The following is a 16,315-nucleotide window of genomic DNA, read 5'->3' as shown; positions in this document are numbered from 1 at the left end:
ACCATCAGCCCGGGTTTGCTGCGGCGAACCCGGGCCGTTCGCCACTGCCGCAAAAGGACTACCCATGATCGACCGCCGCCGCTTGATGCTGTCTTCCGCCGGTCTCGGCCTGATGGCGGCTCTGCCCGCCGCCGCCCAGGCTCCGGCGACGTCCGGCCCGGACGCCCGGCTAGACGCGATGCTGACCCGCTGGTTCGAAGAGAATGTGGATCTGTCGCCGGAGTACGCCACCAACCTGGGCCTTGACCGCGATGCGCGCGCCTCTCTGACCGGCAAATTGCGTCAGGTCGGACTGGCAGACGCCGACGCCGACCGCGCTCGCGCCCGGGCCCGCTGGGCCGAGATACAGACGGTCTCGGACGAGGGACTTTCGGACCAGGCCAGGGTGTCTCTGGCTGTCTATCGCTTTACAGCTGAAGGCGCGGCCCGCGCGGCGGACATCCCTTACGGCGGCGGCATCGGCCCCTATACGGTGACCCAGCGGTCGGGGGCCTATTTCTCGGTGCCGGACTTCATGGCCAACCAGCACCGGGTCGAGACCGAGGCAGACGCGGCCGCCTTCATCTCCCGACTCAAGGCCTTCGCCGTCGTTCTCGATCAGGAGAGCGAGCGGATCGTGGCTGATGGGGCGCTGGGCGTCGTGCTGCCGTCCTTCCTGATGGACAAGACGCTGACCCAGCTGCGGACGCTGCGCGATACCCCCGCCGCCGACATGGCCATGGTCCAGGCCTTGATCCGCAAGACGGGCGAGAAGGGCATAGCCGGCGACTGGGGCACCCGCGCCGCCGCCGTCGTGGAGGCAGAGGTCAAGCCGGCCCTGTCCCGCCAGATCGCTGTGTTCGAGGCCCAGCGCCCGACTGCGACGGAGGACGCGGGGGCCTGGAAACTGCCGCAGGGCGACAAGGTCTATGGCCTGGCCCTCCGCGCCTTCACCACCACCGACTACAGTGCCCAGGCCATCCACGACATCGGCCTGGAACAGGTCGCGTCGATCCAGGCCGAGATCGATACGATCCTGAAGGGCATGGGCATGGCCGAGGGGACGGTCGGCGAACGGATCAAGACACTCAGCGAGGACCCGCAACACCTCTGGCCCAACACCGACGAGGCCAAGGTCGAACTGATCGGGTCTCTGAACCGCCAGATGGAGGCGTTGACGCCGTTGTTGCCGCGGGTGTTCAACACCCTGCCCAGGGCCGGTGTCGAAATCCGCCGCGTGCCGCCCTCGATCGAGCTCGGCGCGCCGGGTGGCTATTACCAGGCCGCCTCGTTGGATGGGTCACGACCGGGGGCCTACTACATCAACCTGTCGAACACGGCGAACTGGCCCAAATGGGGGCTGCCGACGCTGACCTATCACGAGGCCTCGCCGGGGCACCATTTCCAGATCACCGTCGCACGCGAGGCCGGCAGCCTGCCCCTCTATCGCCGTGTCGCCGGCAACTCGGCCTTCAACGAGGGCTGGGCGCTGTATGCCGAGCGTGTCGCGGCCGACGACCTCGATGTCTATGCCGGCAATCCGCTGGGCCGGGTCGGATACCTGCAGTCCTATCTGTTCCGCGCCGTGCGTCTGGTGGTCGACACCGGCCTGCACCACAAACGCTGGAGCCGGGACCAGGCCATTCGCTACATGATCGACGAATGCGGCGAGCCGCCGGAGTCGGCGGAAAAGGAGATCGACCGCTACTGCGTCTCGATCGGCCAGGCCTGTTCCTACAAGCTGGGTCAGACGGTCATCGCCCGGCTGCGCGCCGAGGCCGAGGCGAGGCCCGGCTTCGACCTCAAGGCCTTCCACGACAAGGTCTTGCTGAACGGCTCGGTGCCGCTGTCGGTGCTGGAAGGGCTGATGCGGGCCTAGGCCGTCTCGGGACCGGCAACGGGCGTGTCCGAACCATTTTCATCTACCCGGGCCGTGCCCCTGACATACCGTCTGCCTGAGCGGGACGACGGACGGGCGAAGCCAGACCGTTACAGCTTCGGGGCCGCGATGGATGGAGACCGCGATGCTGATGAACAGAAGGACGGCGCTGGCGGGGGGCGCGGCCCTGGCGGCGACACCGGCCAGGGCCGTGTTGCCCGCGGGAGACTTCGATTCGGCCGCTGCTTATTCGGCGGCGCGACGCGGGGTTTCGCTGCTGGTGATGCAGGGCGGCCGGGTCCTGTTCGAGGACTATCTGCGCAGCACCGCCGGGACGGCCCACGAACTGGCCAGCGGAACCAAGAGCTTCAGCGGCGTCCTGGCTGCAGCCCTGGTTCAGGACGGCATGCTGTCGCTCGACGAACCATGCGCCAATACGCTTCCGGAATGGCGTGACGACCCCGCGCAGCGCCGTGCCACGATCCGTTCGCTGCTCAGTCTCTCGTCCGGTGCCGGGGGCGGGTCGCTGGGACGACCCTCCACCTACGCGGCCGCCGTCGCCCAGCCGTTTGCCGGCCCCCCGGGCGTTTTCCGCTACGGGCCGACGCCGTTCCAGGTGTTCGGCGAGATCGTGCGACGCAAGCTGGACGCCGCCGGTCGCCCCGACGACGTGCTGGCCTTCATGACCGAGCGGGTCCTGCGGCCCGCGGGTGTGACCTATTCGTTCTGGCGGCGGCAGGACGGCCAGCCGAACCTGCCTTCGGGCGCACAGTTGACGGCGGCGAACTGGGCCAGGTTCGGCACCTTCGTCATGGGCGGGGGTCGGGTTGACGGTCGATCCATCGTCGACGCGGCCGCGCTCGCGGCCTGCTTCGAGCCGTCGGCGGCCAATCCCGGATACGGGCTGAGCTGGTGGCTGCTGCGGCCCGGGCTGGTGCCGCCCGCCCCGCGCTCGGGTATCGACGTCGATCCCGGCAAGCTGTCGCGCCTGCCCGATGTCCGGATGGCCGCCGGAGCAGGGGATCAGCGGCTCTATCTGATCCCGGAGCGGGACATGGTGGTCGTACGTCAGGCAGACGGGATTCTGGGTGCCATGCGCGGTGTCCGATCCGGCTGGTCCGACCCGGATTTCCTCGCGCTCCTGCTCAGCTGACCGTCCAGCCGTCGGCCTCGCGCAGGGCGTTGTGGATGGCGGTGGCGGCGACGGCCGCCTCGGCGCTGGCGACCGCGATCTGGTTCAGGCCGCGCACCACGTCGCCCGCGGCATAGAGGCCCGGCACGCTCGTCGCCTGATGGGCGTCGACGAACAACCGGCCATCCTCGCCCGTCCGCGCGTTCAGGGCCTCGGCCACGGCCGCATTGGCCGAGGTTCCCAGCGCCGAATAGACCAGATCGAAGCTTCGGAAGGTCCCTCCCCAGCTCAGCGCCGTCACCCGGTCGCCATCGAGCCGGACGTTATCGATCGGCGCGCGGATCAGTTCGATTCCCAGTCGCGCCATTTCCGCCTGCTCGGTCAACGCCTCGGCGGGACCTGTGTGGATCAGGGTGACGCGGTCGGAATAGGTGCGCAGGAAGGCAGCCTCGCGCACGCCCTTGTCGTCATCGCCGATGACCGCGACCGCCTTGTCGATGGCTTCAAAGCCGTCGCAGATCGGGCAGATGCGAACCAGGGCCCGCTCGATGGCGCGCTCGACCCCGGGCAGGTCGGGATGATGGTCGACCACACCGGTCGCCAGCAGGACAGCGCGCACCCGAAGGTCGCGGCCGTTGAGGCGGGTGATGAAGCCGTCACCGTCACGGGTCAGCCGTTCGATCCGGCCGTCCTCAATCACCGCGCCATATTCCGTGGCCTGCTCGGTCATCCGCTCGAGGATGGCATCCCCGGTGATACCGCGGGGAAAGCCCGGCATATTGTGGCTGAGCGGGATCCAGCGGGCGCGCGGCGCGCCGCCGTCGGCCACCAGCACCCGGCGGCGGAATCGGGCCAGATAGGTGGCCGCGGTCAGGCCCGCAGGCCCGTCGCCGACGATCAGGATTTCGGTTCCGTCCTCGCTCACCGGGTGCGCCAGGTGGTCGGCCACAGGTCTGACGGCATGCCCTCGCATTCCTCCATCGCTGACTCCGCGGTCAGCACGAACGCGCGGCCCGTCCATGTCCAGGTCGAGGCCAGGCCGCAATCGCCAAGGCCGCGCCCCTTCGAAAACGCCGTCATCGTCCGGGACGCGGCGGAATAGCCACCATTGACCGTGCCGTTGGACGGCTTGCCGTCGGCTGAAGCCAGGGTCGCCGGGCGAGGGCTCCGTCCGCCCGGGCCGGTCAAGTACCAGCTGTGGCCGATGTTGTAGGCCCCCGAGAAGCAGGGCACGGCCCACAGCTCGGTCGAGTCGTCGAGGCGCGCCGACATTACGGCCTGGCTGATGGCCGCATTGTAGCTGGTCTCCGCCCGGCAGGCCTTGACCGCGGGCAGCGCCTCCAGCGCGGCCGGCAGGGTCTGGGCCTCGTCGCCGAAACCGCTCTGGCTGATGGCGCGCGCGGCGACGACGGCGGACAGGGCGGGCGCGGCGGGCACGGTCGCGACGGGCCGGTCGCCCTTGCGGATCAGGGCCGTGACCGTGCCCAGCCGTCCCTGACGCTCGTCGATCCACAGCAGGGCGGCGGACGCCCCGGCGGTCGGGATATCGTTCTCGAAATCGGGCGCGACCAGAGTGACTTCCCGCGCCGCCGCCAGCCGGACCAGTGTGGCCGGAACATCGGCCGGGGGAACGCTGAACGCGACGGCATCGCCCTTCGGCTCGATCAGCGTCTGTGACTGGCCGTCGATCACCAGCCGGATGGCCACCCCGCTGATGGCGGACATGTTCATCAGAATTTCGGGCCGCGCGTCGGGACCGGCGTCGAGACGCACCATCAGCCAGCTGCCTGTGCCGAGCCCGCTATGGGGGCCGCACACCGATAGCCGCTGTCGCAGGTCGCGTTCCAGTCGCCGAAGACGCGTCGCTCTGACCGACCGGACGCGGTGGGCCCTGCGGTTACGGGGATGGCGGAGACGGTGGCGTCCGTACGGGCCTGAGGCTGAACAGCGGGACTGTCGTCGCCGCAACCCGCGAGGGTGGCGGTAATGATCGCTGTCCAGACCAACGTCATGCGGTTCACTGTCAACACTCCTGTCTCGACGATGGCATATTACCCCCGCCACGGCGACCTGGCGTCACGACTTCCGCTCTCCGGTCGGGCCTTCGTGATCAGCCAGAACCCGGCGCATCAGATCCGCATCAATCAGGACCGGCGTTTCGCGGAACGCGATGATCCAGCGCTGAACCAGGGCTTTTGTTTCGGTATCCAGCAGACGTCCTCCGGTTTCAGGAAGGCGTGCTTCCGGTCGCATCAACGATGCCGGACGTCTCCGGTTCAGCTTGGCCGTTCGGACATCTGCGGAATGAGGGTTAACTCGCCGGCTCTCGCCCTTTGCGCCCGCCCGCGCGCCCCGCTATACCGCGCGCCTCACTCCCCATTCCCAGTCAGAGGCGAACACCCGCATGGCCAAGATCAAGGTCGCCAATCCCATCGTGGACATCGACGGCGACGAGATGACCCGGATCATCTGGCAGATGATCAAGGACAAGCTGGTCTTCCCGTTCCTGGACGTCGATCTCGACTACTACGACCTGTCGATGGAAAACCGCGACGCCACCGATGACAAGGTCACGGTGGACGCGGCCCACGCGATCCAGAAGCACGGCGTGGGCGTGAAATGCGCCACCATCACCCCGGACGAGGCGCGGGTGAAGGAGTTCGGCCTGAAGAAGATGTGGAAGTCGCCCAACGGCACGATCCGCAATATCCTGGGCGGCGTCGTCTTCCGCGAGCCGATCATCTGCTCGAACGTGCCGCGTCTGGTGCCGGGCTGGACCCAGCCGATCGTCGTCGGTCGTCACGCCTTCGGCGACCAGTACAAGGCCACCGACTTCCTGGTCCCCGGGCCCGGCAAGCTGATGATGACCTTCACCGGCGACGACGGGGCCGTGATCGAACATGAAGTGTTCCAGTTCCCTTCGGCCGGCATCGCCATGGGTATGTACAACCTCGACGACTCGATCACGGAATTCGCCCGCGCCAGCCTGGCCTTCGGCCTGGCGCGCAATTTCCCGGTCTATCTGTCGACCAAGAACACCATCCTGAAAGCCTATGACGGGCGCTTCAAGGACATCTTCCAGGACGTGTTCGACAAGGAGTTCGCTGACAAGTTCAAGGCCGCCGGCCTGACCTATGAGCACCGTCTGATCGACGATATGGTGGCCGCGGCCATCAAATGGTCGGGCGGTTTCGTCTGGGCCTGCAAGAACTACGACGGTGACGTGCAGTCCGACGTCGTGGCGCAGGGCTTCGGCTCGCTGGGTCTGATGACCTCGGTGCTGATGACGCCGGACGGCAAGGTGCTGGAATCGGAAGCTGCCCACGGCACCGTCACCCGCCACTATCGCCAGCATCAGAAGGGCGAGGCGACCTCGACCAACTCGATCGCCTCGATCTACGCCTGGACGCGCGGCTTCTCGCACCGGGCCAAGCTGGACGACAACGCCGAACTGGCGACCTTCGCCGACACGCTGGAACGCGTCGTCGTCGAGACCGTCGAGGCCGGTCACATGACCAAGGACCTGGCGCTGCTGGTCGGCGACCGACAGGGCTGGCTGACCACCGAGGGCTTCCTCGACAAGGTGGCCGAGAACCTGACCACGGCGATGAAGGCGTCATAGTAAGGGCGCTAACGCTCGTCGCGCGGCGGCTCGCTGCTAGAGCGCCGTCGCGCGAAGCGGCAGGGGGCCGATGACCGCGGCCTAACGAAAGAGGCTCGCCGGACTCGCGTCCGGCGAGCCTTTCGTTTGAGCGAAACCGGCGTTCGTGCATTGATGGTGACCTTCCGGAGAACGCCCCCCATGAAACTGCTCGGCCGGTTCATCGTCACTGCCGTGGTCCTGATGGCGATCACCTTCTTCGCGGCCCCCGGCGTGGCCTTCTTCGCCCTGCGGTCGGCGGCGGAATCCAACGACGTCGCGGGACTGGCGCGGCTGGTGGACTTTGCGGCCGTGCGACAGTCATTGCGGCCGCAGCTGGACGGCAATCCCGCCGCCCTGGCCCCCGCGCCCTCGTTCATGGAAGACCCGATCGGCGCGGTTCGCCGCCAGCTGGAGCAGGTCGCGCCTGCGGCGTCGCCGGACGCCGACGCCTATCTGACGCCCGCGGCTCTGGCTGCCCTGACCCGCGGCGAGGGCCGGTATGCGTCACAGCGGACGGGTGGTGCCCTGCCGTCGCCGGACGCGACGACGACCGGTGGGCCGATGCCCCGTCCGGTCTATTGGGGCATCAACCGCGCCCGGATGAGCGCCACCGACGAGGGCGGCTCGCAGACCATCTTCACCTTCGAGCGCAAGGGTCCGTTCGAATGGAAGCTGGTTCATGTCGGCCTCCCCGAGGGTGTGGCACCCGTCACGCCATCCCGCGCCGCGCCGCCCGCGCCTCCGGTTGTGGGCAACAGCGGTGGCAAGGGCGGTTGATCCACCGCCGGCGCTGGCCATGCGCCACGATTCCCGGCTACCGTGAGCGGGTGGGGGCGTTTCGGCGCCAGAGGGAAGAATGACCAGAAAGATTATCGCCGGCGTCGCCATGGCGGCCGTGGCCGTGTTTGTGCTGGCCTGGGCCATCTCCCCGATCCTCGCGGCGCAGGGCCTGATCCGGGCCGCCAAGGCCGGTGACGAGCGCGGGATCGAACAGCGGGTCGACTTCCCGTCGCTGCGTGCCAGCCTGAAAGATGAGCTGAACGACGAATTGGTCGAGCGGATGCGGCGCGATCCGCGCGTGGTCGAGAGCGGGCTGGGCGGGCTGGGCATGATGCTGGCCCCCATGCTGCTGTCGGGTGCCGTGGACACCCTGGTCACGCCCGAGGTGGTGGCCAATATGGTCACGACGGCCGAGGCACCGGACCCGACCAGGCCGAGCGATCCCGATCCCGCCGACAAGCGCGATGGAAACGATATTCACCAGTCCTGGGGCTATCGCAGCCTCAATGAGTTCGCGGTGACCCTGACCGACCGTGACCGGCCGGACGACCATCTGGCCCTGATCCTCGAGCGGCGGGGCCTGTTCGACTGGAAGCTGGCCGCGGTGGACCTGCAGAGCGCGCCGGCGGTTTAACCGGCCAGCGCCGCCCGTACCGCCGCCAGACCCGCCTCGGCCCGGGATCCATCCGGCGCGCCGCCCTGGGCGAAGTCAGCCTTGCCGCCCGCGCCCTGTCCGCCCATGGCGATGACGGCCGCGCGGGCCAGATCGGCGGCGTTCACCGTTCCCGTGATGTCCCAGGTGACGGCCACGGTGATCGCGGCCTTGCCGTCGGTGACCCCGATCAGGGCCACGACCCCCGATCCCACCTGGGTGCGGAACTCCTCGGCCACGCCGCGCAGGCCCTTGCCATCGACGCCGTCCAGCACGCGGGCGATCAGCTTGACGCCGTTGATCTCTTCCGGCGCGGCATGGGCGGAGGCACCGCCGCCGCCCAGGGCCAGTTGTTTCTTCAGGTCGGCGACCTGCTTCTCCAGCGCGCGGCGGTCGGCGGTCAGGGCCTCGACCCGGGCCGGCACATCGGCGGGCTGGACCTTGAAGCTCTGGGCCAGGGTCTTCGCCACCCCGGCCTGGGCCAGCAGGTACTGGCGTGCGGCCTCTCCGGTCAGCGCCTCGATGCGCCGCACGCCGGCGGCGATGCCCGTCTCGGAGGTGATCTTGAACAGGGCGATGTCGCCGGTGCGGGCCACATGGGTGCCGCCGCACAGTTCGATCGAATAGGCCCCGTCTCCTGCCGCATCCTTGGCCGTCAGGGCGCGGCCGAGCGTCAGCACGCGGACCTCGTCGCCGTATTTCTCGCCGAACAGGGCGACCGCGCCAGCCTCGATGGCCTCCTGCGGAGCCATCATCTTCGTTTCGGCCGGCAGGTTCTGGCGGATGACGGCGTTCACCTCGTCCTCCATCCGAGCCAGTTCGTCCTCGGTGACCGGGGCGTTGTGGCTGAAGTCGAAGCGCAGCCGCTCGGCGTCGACCAACTGGCCCTTCTGGGCAACGTGGCCGCCCAGCACATTGGCCAGGGCCTTGTGGAGCAGGTGGGCGGCCGAGTGGTTGGCGCGGGTGGTCAGTCGGGCATCGGCGGCAGCGCGCAGCTGGACGCGCGCGCCGATGGCCAGGGTGCCCGAGGTGATCTCGACGTGGTGAGCGAACAGGTCGCCGGCGTGTTTCTGGACGTCCAGCACCGTGGCGGTGCCCTGCTGGCCCGAGGCGTCGGTCCATTCGATCTCGCCGCGGTCGCCGGCCTGGCCGCCGCCTTCGCCATAGAAGGGAGTCTGGTCAAACAGGACCTCGGCGGTCTCGCCGGCCGACAGGTCGTCCACGGACGTGCCGTCGCGCACGATGGCCAGAACTTCGCCCGAATCCTCGACGGCGTCATAGCCGGTGAAGACGGTGGGGCCGAGGCGATCGCGCAGGGCCAGCCATTCGCCGGTCGAGGCGGTCTGGCCCGAGCCGGTCCAGTGTTCGCGGCTGCGGGCCTTCTGCTCGTTCATGGCGGCGTCGAAGGCCTCAGTGTCGACGGTGAAGCCGCGCCGGCGCGCCTCGTCCTGGGTCAGGTCGAGCGGGAAGCCATAGGTGTCGTACAGGGTGAAGGCCGTCTGGCCGGACAGCACGCCGCCGTCGCCAAGGTCGCGCGCGGCGTCCTCCAGCAGGCCCATGCCCCGGCCGAGCGTGGTGCGGAAGCGGATCTCTTCCTGCTTCAGCGTGTCGGTGATGAAGGCCTCGGCCCGGCGCAGTTCGGGATAGGCCTCGCCCATCTCGGCCACGAGCGTCGGCACCAGACGGTGCATCAGCGGATCGGCGGCACCTAGCAGGTGGGCGTGGCGCATGGCCCGGCGCATGATCCGGCGCAGCACATAGCCGCGGCCCTCGTTCGACGGCGTGACACCGTCGGCGATCAGGAAGGACGAGCTGCGCAGATGGTCGGCGATGACGCGGTGGCTGGGCTGACGCTCGCCCTCGGCCCGGGTGTTGGTCGCGTCTTCGGACGCCGCGATCAGGGCGCGGAACAGATCGATCTCATAGTTGGAGTGCACGCCCTGAAGCACGGCGGCGATCCGCTCCAGACCCATGCCGGTGTCGATCGAGGGTTTGGGCAGGAGGGTGCGAGACCCATCCGCCGACTGCTCGAACTGCATGAAGACGTTGTTCCAGATCTCGACGAACCGGTCGCCGTCCTCATCCGGCGAACCGGGAGGGCCGCCCGGGATGTGGTCGCCATGGTCCCAGAATATCTCGGTGCAGGGGCCGCACGGGCCGGTGTCGCCCATCGACCAGAAATTGTCCGAGCCGGCGATGCGGATGATGCGCGATTCCGGCAGGCCGGCGATCTTCTTCCACAGGTCGAAGGCCTCGTCGTCGTCGATATAGACGGTGACCGTCAGGCGATCGGGATCGAGCGCGAACTCCTTCGTGCACAGGTTCCACGCCATCTCGATGGCGTGTTCCTTGAAATAGTCGCCGAACGAGAAATTCCCCAGCATCTCGAAGAAGGTGTGGTGGCGCGCGGTGTAGCCGACGTTGTCCAGATCGTTGTGCTTGCCGCCGGCGCGGACGCACTTCTGTGAGGAGGTGGCGCGCTTGTTGGCGCGGGTTTCCTGGCCGGTGAAGACGTTCTTGAACGGCACCATGCCCGCGTTGACGAACAGCAGGGTCGGGTCGTTCTGCGGCACCAGCGGTGCCGACGGCACCTTCTCGTGACCGTCGGCCGCGAAATAGTCGAGGAAGGTCGAACGGATCTGGTTCAGGCTGGACATGGGGCTATCGGCTTCGGGCAGGCGGAGATTGGGGAAGAGGCGTCATATAGGGCTTTGGGACGCAATGCATCATGCGCCGGGCGTTGGCGATGACGTCGCGTCGCAGCGACAGCCGTTTCGGCCCGGGCTACGGCGTTCGACATGTCCAGGCTTGAGGTTTCCAAGGGTGTGCCTCCGGGCGATGAGGGCCCGGGTCCCGGCGTCAGCGACAGTATCCTGCCCGGGTGGGATCCCTGTCGGGCCGCGGGTCTCGCGCGGCTCGAGACGTTCACGCCGCGGATGGGGCAGGCCTATGCGGCCAATCGCAACACCGACTTCGGACCCGGCCGCCATGAACAGGTGTCGGGGCTGTCGCCCTGGATCCGTCGGCGTCTGGTGACCGAGGAGACCGTGGTCCGGGCGGCGATCGCGTCCCCTGGCGCGCGCGGAGCCGACAAATTCGTTCAGGAGGTGCTGTGGCGCACCTACTGGAAAGGCTGGCTGGAGATGCGCCCTGAGGTCTGGAGCGGCTTTCAGTCGGAGCGGCCCCGCCATGACGCCGGGGCCGGCGCGGTTCGGGCCGCAGAGGAAGGCCGGACCGGCATCGAGGGCTTTGACGACTGGGCCCGGGAACTGGTCGCCACGGGCTGGCTGCATAACCATGCCCGGATGTGGTTCGCCTCGATCTGGATATTTACCCTCGGCCTGCCCTGGACGCTCGGGGCCGACTTCTTCCTGCGGCATTTGCTGGACGGGGACCCTGCCTCCAATACCCTGTCGTGGCGCTGGGTGGCGGGCTTGCAGACTCCGGGCAAGACCTATCTGGCGACGGCAGAGAATATCGCCCGCTTCAGTGACGGCCGCTTTCGACCGCAGGGCCTGGCCACCGTCGCCCGGCCCGTGGTCGGGGCCGCGCCTGCGCCGGCCCGCGCGCTGCCGCCGGCTCGTGATGGGATGCCCCACGGGCCCTGCCTTCTGTTGGTCACGTCAGAGGATATGACACCCGAGGACAGCGCGATATCGGGAGACATCCGGGCGGTGGTGTCAGCTGCCGAGCCGGGGCGCGAGCGGTTCGGCGCGCCGGCCGGCCGGTTCCTGGAGGGAGCCATGGCCGATATGGAGCAGCGGTGCCGGGCACGGTATCGGCTACCCGTGCAGCGGCTTGAGGTGCTGGACGGCCCGGCCCTGCTGGAGGCCGCCGCCGCCGTGGGCGCGCTCACGGTCGTCACCCCCTATGTCCCGGTCGGCCCGACCGCCTCTGCTCTCTGCGCCGCGCGTCCGTGGATCGAGGCTGCGGGGCTGGATCTGGTCATGCTCCGCCGCCCTTGGGATGAGGTGTTCTGGCCCTATGCGGACCGCGGCTTCTTCCCGTTCCGCGAACGATCGGAGGCCGGGTTGCGGTCGCTGGGGCTGCCGGTCTGAACAAAAAATGGCCGCCCGACCCGGCGGGGGTCGAGCGGCCGCTCCGTCCGGTCCGGCCAGTCGGGGTCGGATGGCGGGTCGACGGACCCGGCCGGAGAAGGTCGTGGTGCGGACAGCGGGTCCGGAGAGTTCGAAGCGCCCGGACCCCGGATCGAAAAACGTGTGTCCGAAGGGGCCAGGGCGTTCAGGTCTTCTGCCGATCAGCCCTCGAGGTCCTGCCCCTCGTCGGGCTCGGGCGTGCCCAGCAGTTCCTCGGCGATCTTGGTGGTGGATTTGCGCACCTTGGCCTCGATCGAGTCGGCGATGTCGGGATTGGCCTTGAGGAAGGCGCGCACATTCTCGCGGCCCTGGCCGATCCGCTGACTGTCGTAGGAGAACCAGCTGCCCGACTTTTCGACGATGCCCGCCTTGACGCCCAGGTCGATGATCTCGCCCAGTTTGGAGATGCCTTCGCCGTACATGATGTCGAAGATGACCTCACGGAACGGCGGTGCGACCTTGTTCTTGACCACCTTGACCCGGGTGGTGTTGCCGACGACTTCGTCGCGGTCCTTGATCGCGCCGGTGCGGCGGATGTCGAGGCGGACCGAGGCGTAGAATTTCAGCGCATTGCCGCCCGTCGTCGTCTCTGGCGAGCCGTACATGACGCCGATCTTGTGGCGGATCTGGTTGATGAACAGCACGATGCAGTTCGACTTGGAGATCGAGGCGGTCAGCTTGCGCAACGCCTGGCTCATCAGACGGGCCTGCAGGCCGGGCAGGCTGTCGCCCATCTCGCCCTCGATCTCGGCGCGCGGGGTCAGGGCGGCGACCGAGTCGATCACCACGATGTCCACGGCACCCGACCGCACCAGGGTGTCGACGATTTCCAGCGCCTGTTCGCCGGTGTCGGGCTGCGACACCAGCAGGTCGTCGAGGTTCACGCCCAGCTTCTGGGCATAGCCCGGGTCGAGGGCGTGCTCGGCATCGACGAAGGCGGCGGTGCCGCCGGCCTTCTGGATTTCAGCCACGGTGTGCAGGGCCAGCGTCGTCTTGCCCGAGCTTTCCGGACCGAACACCTCGATCACCCGGCCCCGGGGCAGGCCGCCGATACCCAGCGCCATGTCGAGGCCCAGCGAACCGGTCGAGACGGACGGAATTTCCGCCACGACCCCGCCCTTGCCCAGCTTCATGACCGAGCCCTTGCCGAAGGCGCGGTCGATCTGGGCGATCGCCGCCTCCAGCGCGCGCTGCTTGTCGCCGTCGTCCTTGCCCACCAATTTCAGATTCGCCTGAGCTGCCACCTTGCCACTCTCCCTTGCCATGATTCCCATCTGGTTTTCGGAAGAGACCCGCCTGGACCCGCTCCCTGTGAGATGCAGTTAGTACACGGTTTGTTCCGGTTGCCAATATGTTCTTTTCGACAGGCATCAGAACACCGGCGGCCTACGACCGAAACTGACGTGTCAGCTTCGCGCAGCGGCGAGGATCGGCCCGCCGCCGGGGGCCTGCACCAGTACCGCCGTGTTCAGACCCTGCCGGGAGGCGGCGGGAAGACGATAGCCCACGGTGCGGCCGTCCCAGGTGCCAAGACGCACCAGGTCGCGCACGACCGCGGCGTGGGGCAGGGTGCGGCCGCCGTTCTCGCCGCGCGCCACCGGGACATCGATCGGGCGCGGCTCATAGCGGATCAGCCAGACGTCGGCCGGGTGCGCGGGTGCGGTACCGCCGGCCAGGCCGACGGACGATTCGCCGAAGCGGAGGGTCGGGCCCGCAAAGGGGCGATGCTGCGTGATGAGAGCCTCGATCTCGGCCATCCGGCCGCCGACCACATCGGCGCGGCCGTCCACCACCACCTGGGGCGTCCAGACATTGTCGTTGCCGAGACCCCGCTGATAGGCGCGCTGGCGGCGCGTGAAGGCGTCTTGGGCAAATGTGTCCTTCCAGCCCAACTGGTCCCAGTAGGTCACGTTGAAGCTGAGGGCGAGCACGTCGGGCCGGGTGGCCAGTCGGACCAGATTGGCATTGGCCGGCGGGCAGGACGAACAGCCCTGGCTGGTAAACAGCTCGACCACCGAGAGCTGGCCTGCCGGTGCGGGCTCAGACGTCCGTGCGCTGCTCGGGGCGGCCGTCAGGACACCGCCGACGATGGCCGCGCCGACCGAGGCGATCGATCCGAACATGGCGAGGCGGCGGCCCAGGTCGTCGCGGCGGTGGATACGGGGGGCGGTGCGATGGACGGGCATGAGGACGGCTCCAGCAGGATTGCCGGAGTCTTCGCCGCAGCGAGCGGAAGGTTACACGATCAGCGGCCCGTCGCCGTCGCCCCTGCCGCCGCCGCCATCGGCTCGGCGGTCCGGGCGGTGAACGACAGGCCGCCGCCGACCAGCAGGACGGCCAGCGCCGCCATCAGCAGGCCCCGCGCCGTCGCCCGCTCGGGGCTCAACGGGCGGATGAACATCAGCACCAGCAGGCCCATCAGCACCAGCACGCCCGGCAGGTCCATGCCGATGCCGAGGAAGACCGTGTGCGACAGCCCCGCGATCCAGCCGCCGCCCAGCACGGCGGCCCCGGCGACGGGGGCCAGCGATCGGGCGCGGGTCAGGCCCGGATCGGCGAAGGCGGCCACGGCGGCCGTCAGGGCGGCCAGCAGGCCGGTCCAGATAAACAGGAAGGCCGCCTCGGGGGCAGCGGCCTGGGCCGCTGTGCCGATGATCAGGATCAGGCCGATCAGCCCGGTCCAGCCTCCCCAGGTCGAACGCGCCGCCAGGGTCGGGACCAGGGACAGGCCGATGGAGAGCACCGCAGCACCGATGACGATCACATTGACCCCGCCCAGCACCAGGGCAAGCACCGCTGCGGCCGCGACGGCGCCGGCAACGACGCGGCGGTCCGGTCGCGCTCGCCCGCCCAGCAGCGCGAGGGTCAGCGCCAGAATGCAGAGCGCGACGCCGGCCTCCATCCACGGCAGACGGGCCAGCAGGGTATAGTAGGCGTCGGCGCTTTCGGCGCGCGTCGACAGGGGCCCTGCCAGCAGCCGCACCGTCTGGGTCAGGACCAGTCCCGTCGAGACAAACCACAGGCCGTCGACCATGCCGCGACCGACCTCGGCAAAGGTCAGACCCGCGCGGGACCGCGCCCGCACGATGGCCGCGCCCAGGCCGAGGAAGGCCAGCCCCAGCAGCCCCCAGCCGACGGCCGGCGCATGGCCGACGATCACCCGTCCGAACAGGTCGGCGTAGACGAGGTTCTGTGTCGCTGCGGGCAGGACGGGGCCGCGCAACAAGGCGTCCGCCATCTGGAGGGCCTGGGAGCCGATGTGCTGGACGCTGCCCTGGTCGAGGGCGGCCGGTGTCGAGGCGGCGGCGTGATACTGGGCCGGCCGACCGATGAAGGCCAGATTGATCCCCTGGACGCCGCGCTCCTTGGGGATGGTGAAGTCGGTGCCGTTGGGCATCAGCTCATAGACGAAGACGGCCAGCGAATTGGACGAGACGCCGCCGGTCGCCCGGACGCCCTCGCGGGCGAACAGGCCGATGGTCTGCGCATTGCCGCGCCCGGTCTCGAACATCATGGCCCTGCCGCCGCCGCCGCGCGCCTCGAGGTTGACCACGGCCCCGATGCGGTCGCGCAAGGGATGGCCGCCCCAGAAGATGCGCGCCCCGTCGAGGTTCAGCTCCTCGCCGTCGGTCAAAAGGACCACCAGCGTCCGATCCGCCGGGCCGCGCGCGCGGATGGCGCGGACGGCCTCCAGTATGGCAGCGACCCCGGTCGTGTCGTCGGCGGCACCGGCCGAGTCCGGCACGGTGTCGTAATGAGCCATCAGGGCGACCGCGGGCAGGCGCGGGTCGCGTCCGGGCAGGACGCCGATCAAATTGGTCAGGCCGATCCCGGTAGACGGGCGGCCGTCGCGTTCCAGCCGTTGCACCGCCGCCGGCGAAAGGGGCCCCTCCTGGGTTTCGGTCTGGAGGCCCAGGGCCGCCATTCTCTGCAGCAGGTAGGCCCGAACCCGAGCATGATCCGCTGACCCGACGGGATGCGGGCGTCGGGCGATCTCGCGGACATCGGCCATGGCCCGTGCGGTGGAAAAGGCTGTCGCGGGCGCGCCGGCCGGCGCGGGTCGCGGGCTCTGTAACGTCAGCGCCGCGATCAGCAGCGCCAGCGCCAACGATCCGACCAGCCAGAGCAACCGCATGTGTCATCCCCCCGATGA

13 protein-coding genes are annotated in these 16,315 nt (G+C 69.0%); 6 read left to right on the top strand and 7 right to left on the bottom strand.

All coding sequences use genetic code 11. The annotated features are described in order from the left end of the window. Positions 1 to 64 precede the first annotated feature (64 nt). Positions 65 to 1,858, top strand: coding sequence for a DUF885 domain-containing protein (locus ACP7AS_RS00510; RefSeq protein ID WP_426026869.1), 1,794 nt, complete (start codon positions 65 to 67; stop codon positions 1,856 to 1,858). A 151-nt stretch (positions 1,859 to 2,009) separates the two neighbouring features. Continuing rightward, a complete protein-coding gene (locus tag ACP7AS_RS00505) occupies positions 2,010 to 3,011 on the top strand; it encodes a serine hydrolase domain-containing protein (RefSeq protein WP_426026868.1) in 1,002 nt (333 codons plus the stop codon). Here the strand turns inward: ACP7AS_RS00505 and ACP7AS_RS00500 are convergent. The 3 genes from ACP7AS_RS00500 to ACP7AS_RS00490 all read right to left on the bottom strand — a co-directional run bounded on the left by ACP7AS_RS00500 (position 3,004) and on the right by ACP7AS_RS00490 (position 5,243). Next, on the bottom strand, positions 3,004 to 3,915 hold the full coding sequence (locus ACP7AS_RS00500) for an NAD(P)/FAD-dependent oxidoreductase (protein ID WP_426026867.1): 912 nt from the start codon (positions 3,913 to 3,915) through the stop codon (positions 3,004 to 3,006). The genes ACP7AS_RS00505 and ACP7AS_RS00500 overlap by 8 nt on opposite strands. Next, a complete protein-coding gene (locus ACP7AS_RS00495; protein WP_426026866.1) occupies positions 3,912 to 4,721 on the bottom strand; it encodes a DUF1176 domain-containing protein in 810 nt (269 codons plus the stop codon). Before ACP7AS_RS00495 ends, ACP7AS_RS00500 begins: the two co-directional genes overlap by 4 nt. A 345-nt stretch (positions 4,722 to 5,066) precedes the next feature. Next, entirely contained in the window at positions 5,067 to 5,243 is a 177-nt protein-coding gene (locus tag ACP7AS_RS00490) for a hypothetical protein (RefSeq protein WP_426026865.1), read from the bottom strand. 151 nt (positions 5,244 to 5,394) lie between these two features. On the opposite strand from ACP7AS_RS00490, the gene ACP7AS_RS00485 reads away from it, so the two are divergent. From ACP7AS_RS00485 to ACP7AS_RS00475, 3 genes are all read left to right on the top strand, one after another. Beyond that, positions 5,395 to 6,612, top strand: a complete 1,218-nt coding sequence (locus ACP7AS_RS00485) for an NADP-dependent isocitrate dehydrogenase (protein WP_426026864.1) — start codon at positions 5,395 to 5,397, stop codon at positions 6,610 to 6,612. A gap of 180 nt (positions 6,613 to 6,792) precedes the next feature. Next, positions 6,793 to 7,410, top strand: a complete 618-nt coding sequence (locus tag ACP7AS_RS00480) for a DUF2939 domain-containing protein (protein ID WP_426026863.1) — start codon at positions 6,793 to 6,795, stop codon at positions 7,408 to 7,410. 79 nt (positions 7,411 to 7,489) lie between these two features. Next, positions 7,490 to 8,047, top strand: a complete 558-nt coding sequence (locus ACP7AS_RS00475) for a DUF2939 domain-containing protein (protein WP_426026862.1) — start codon at positions 7,490 to 7,492, stop codon at positions 8,045 to 8,047. Here the strand turns inward: ACP7AS_RS00475 and alaS are convergent. Beyond that, the gene (alaS, locus tag ACP7AS_RS00470) at positions 8,044 to 10,722 is read right to left on the bottom strand and encodes an alanine--tRNA ligase (protein WP_426026861.1); all 2,679 of its coding nucleotides are present in this window, start codon (positions 10,720 to 10,722) and stop codon (positions 8,044 to 8,046) included. The two genes, ACP7AS_RS00475 and alaS, sit on opposite strands and share 4 nt — an antisense overlap. A 141-nt stretch (positions 10,723 to 10,863) precedes the next feature. On the opposite strand from alaS, the gene ACP7AS_RS00465 reads away from it, so the two are divergent. After that, positions 10,864 to 12,123: an FAD-binding domain-containing protein gene (locus tag ACP7AS_RS00465; RefSeq protein ID WP_426026860.1), complete on the top strand. Its 1,260-nt coding sequence runs from the start codon at positions 10,864 to 10,866 to the stop codon at positions 12,121 to 12,123. A 200-nt stretch (positions 12,124 to 12,323) separates the two neighbouring features. Here ACP7AS_RS00465 and recA read toward each other — a convergent pair whose 3' ends face one another. The 3 genes from recA to ACP7AS_RS00450 form a co-directional block, all read right to left on the bottom strand. Continuing rightward, positions 12,324 to 13,406 carry a recombinase RecA gene (gene recA / locus ACP7AS_RS00460; RefSeq protein ID WP_426026859.1) on the bottom strand — a complete coding sequence of 361 codons (1,083 nt, stop codon included), beginning with the start codon at positions 13,404 to 13,406 and terminating at the stop codon, positions 12,324 to 12,326. A gap of 162 nt (positions 13,407 to 13,568) precedes the next feature. Further along, the gene (locus ACP7AS_RS00455; RefSeq protein WP_426026858.1) at positions 13,569 to 14,348 is read right to left on the bottom strand and encodes a DUF1223 domain-containing protein; all 780 of its coding nucleotides are present in this window, start codon (positions 14,346 to 14,348) and stop codon (positions 13,569 to 13,571) included. 59 nt (positions 14,349 to 14,407) lie between these two features. Then, on the bottom strand, positions 14,408 to 16,297 hold the full coding sequence (locus ACP7AS_RS00450; RefSeq protein ID WP_426026857.1) for a M20/M25/M40 family metallo-hydrolase: 1,890 nt from the start codon (positions 16,295 to 16,297) through the stop codon (positions 14,408 to 14,410). Positions 16,298 to 16,315: the final 18 nt, after the last annotated feature.

It is taken from the genome of Brevundimonas sp. TWP2-3-4b2 (assembly GCF_049897345.1).
GTDB lineage: Bacteria > Pseudomonadota > Alphaproteobacteria > Caulobacterales > Caulobacteraceae > Brevundimonas.
The sequence above is the reverse complement of the archived record's forward strand: the minus strand, read 5'-3'. Positions and strand labels throughout refer to the sequence as shown.

Bases quoted from the DNA above. Each gene is read 5' to 3' on its own strand.
- ACP7AS_RS00510 (WP_426026869.1), top strand. From the start codon at position 65: ATGATCGACCGCCGCCGCTTGATGCTGTCTTCCGCCGGTCTCGGCCTG.
- ACP7AS_RS00505 (WP_426026868.1), top strand. From the start codon at position 2,010: ATGAACAGAAGGACGGCGCTGGCGGGGGGCGCGGCCCTGGCGGCGACA.
- ACP7AS_RS00495 (WP_426026866.1), bottom strand. From the start codon at position 4,721: ATGAACATGTCCGCCATCAGCGGGGTGGCCATCCGGCTGGTGATCGAC.
- ACP7AS_RS00490 (WP_426026865.1), bottom strand. From the start codon at position 5,243: ATGCGACCGGAAGCACGCCTTCCTGAAACCGGAGGACGTCTGCTGGAT.
- ACP7AS_RS00485 (WP_426026864.1), top strand. From the start codon at position 5,395: ATGGCCAAGATCAAGGTCGCCAATCCCATCGTGGACATCGACGGCGAC.
- ACP7AS_RS00480 (WP_426026863.1), top strand. From the start codon at position 6,793: ATGAAACTGCTCGGCCGGTTCATCGTCACTGCCGTGGTCCTGATGGCG.
- ACP7AS_RS00475 (WP_426026862.1), top strand. From the start codon at position 7,490: ATGACCAGAAAGATTATCGCCGGCGTCGCCATGGCGGCCGTGGCCGTG.
- alaS (WP_426026861.1), bottom strand. From the start codon at position 10,722: ATGTCCAGCCTGAACCAGATCCGTTCGACCTTCCTCGACTATTTCGCG.
- ACP7AS_RS00465 (WP_426026860.1), top strand. From the start codon at position 10,864: ATGTCCAGGCTTGAGGTTTCCAAGGGTGTGCCTCCGGGCGATGAGGGC.
- ACP7AS_RS00455 (WP_426026858.1), bottom strand. From the start codon at position 14,348: ATGCCCGTCCATCGCACCGCCCCCCGTATCCACCGCCGCGACGACCTG.
- ACP7AS_RS00450 (WP_426026857.1), bottom strand. From the start codon at position 16,297: ATGCGGTTGCTCTGGCTGGTCGGATCGTTGGCGCTGGCGCTGCTGATC.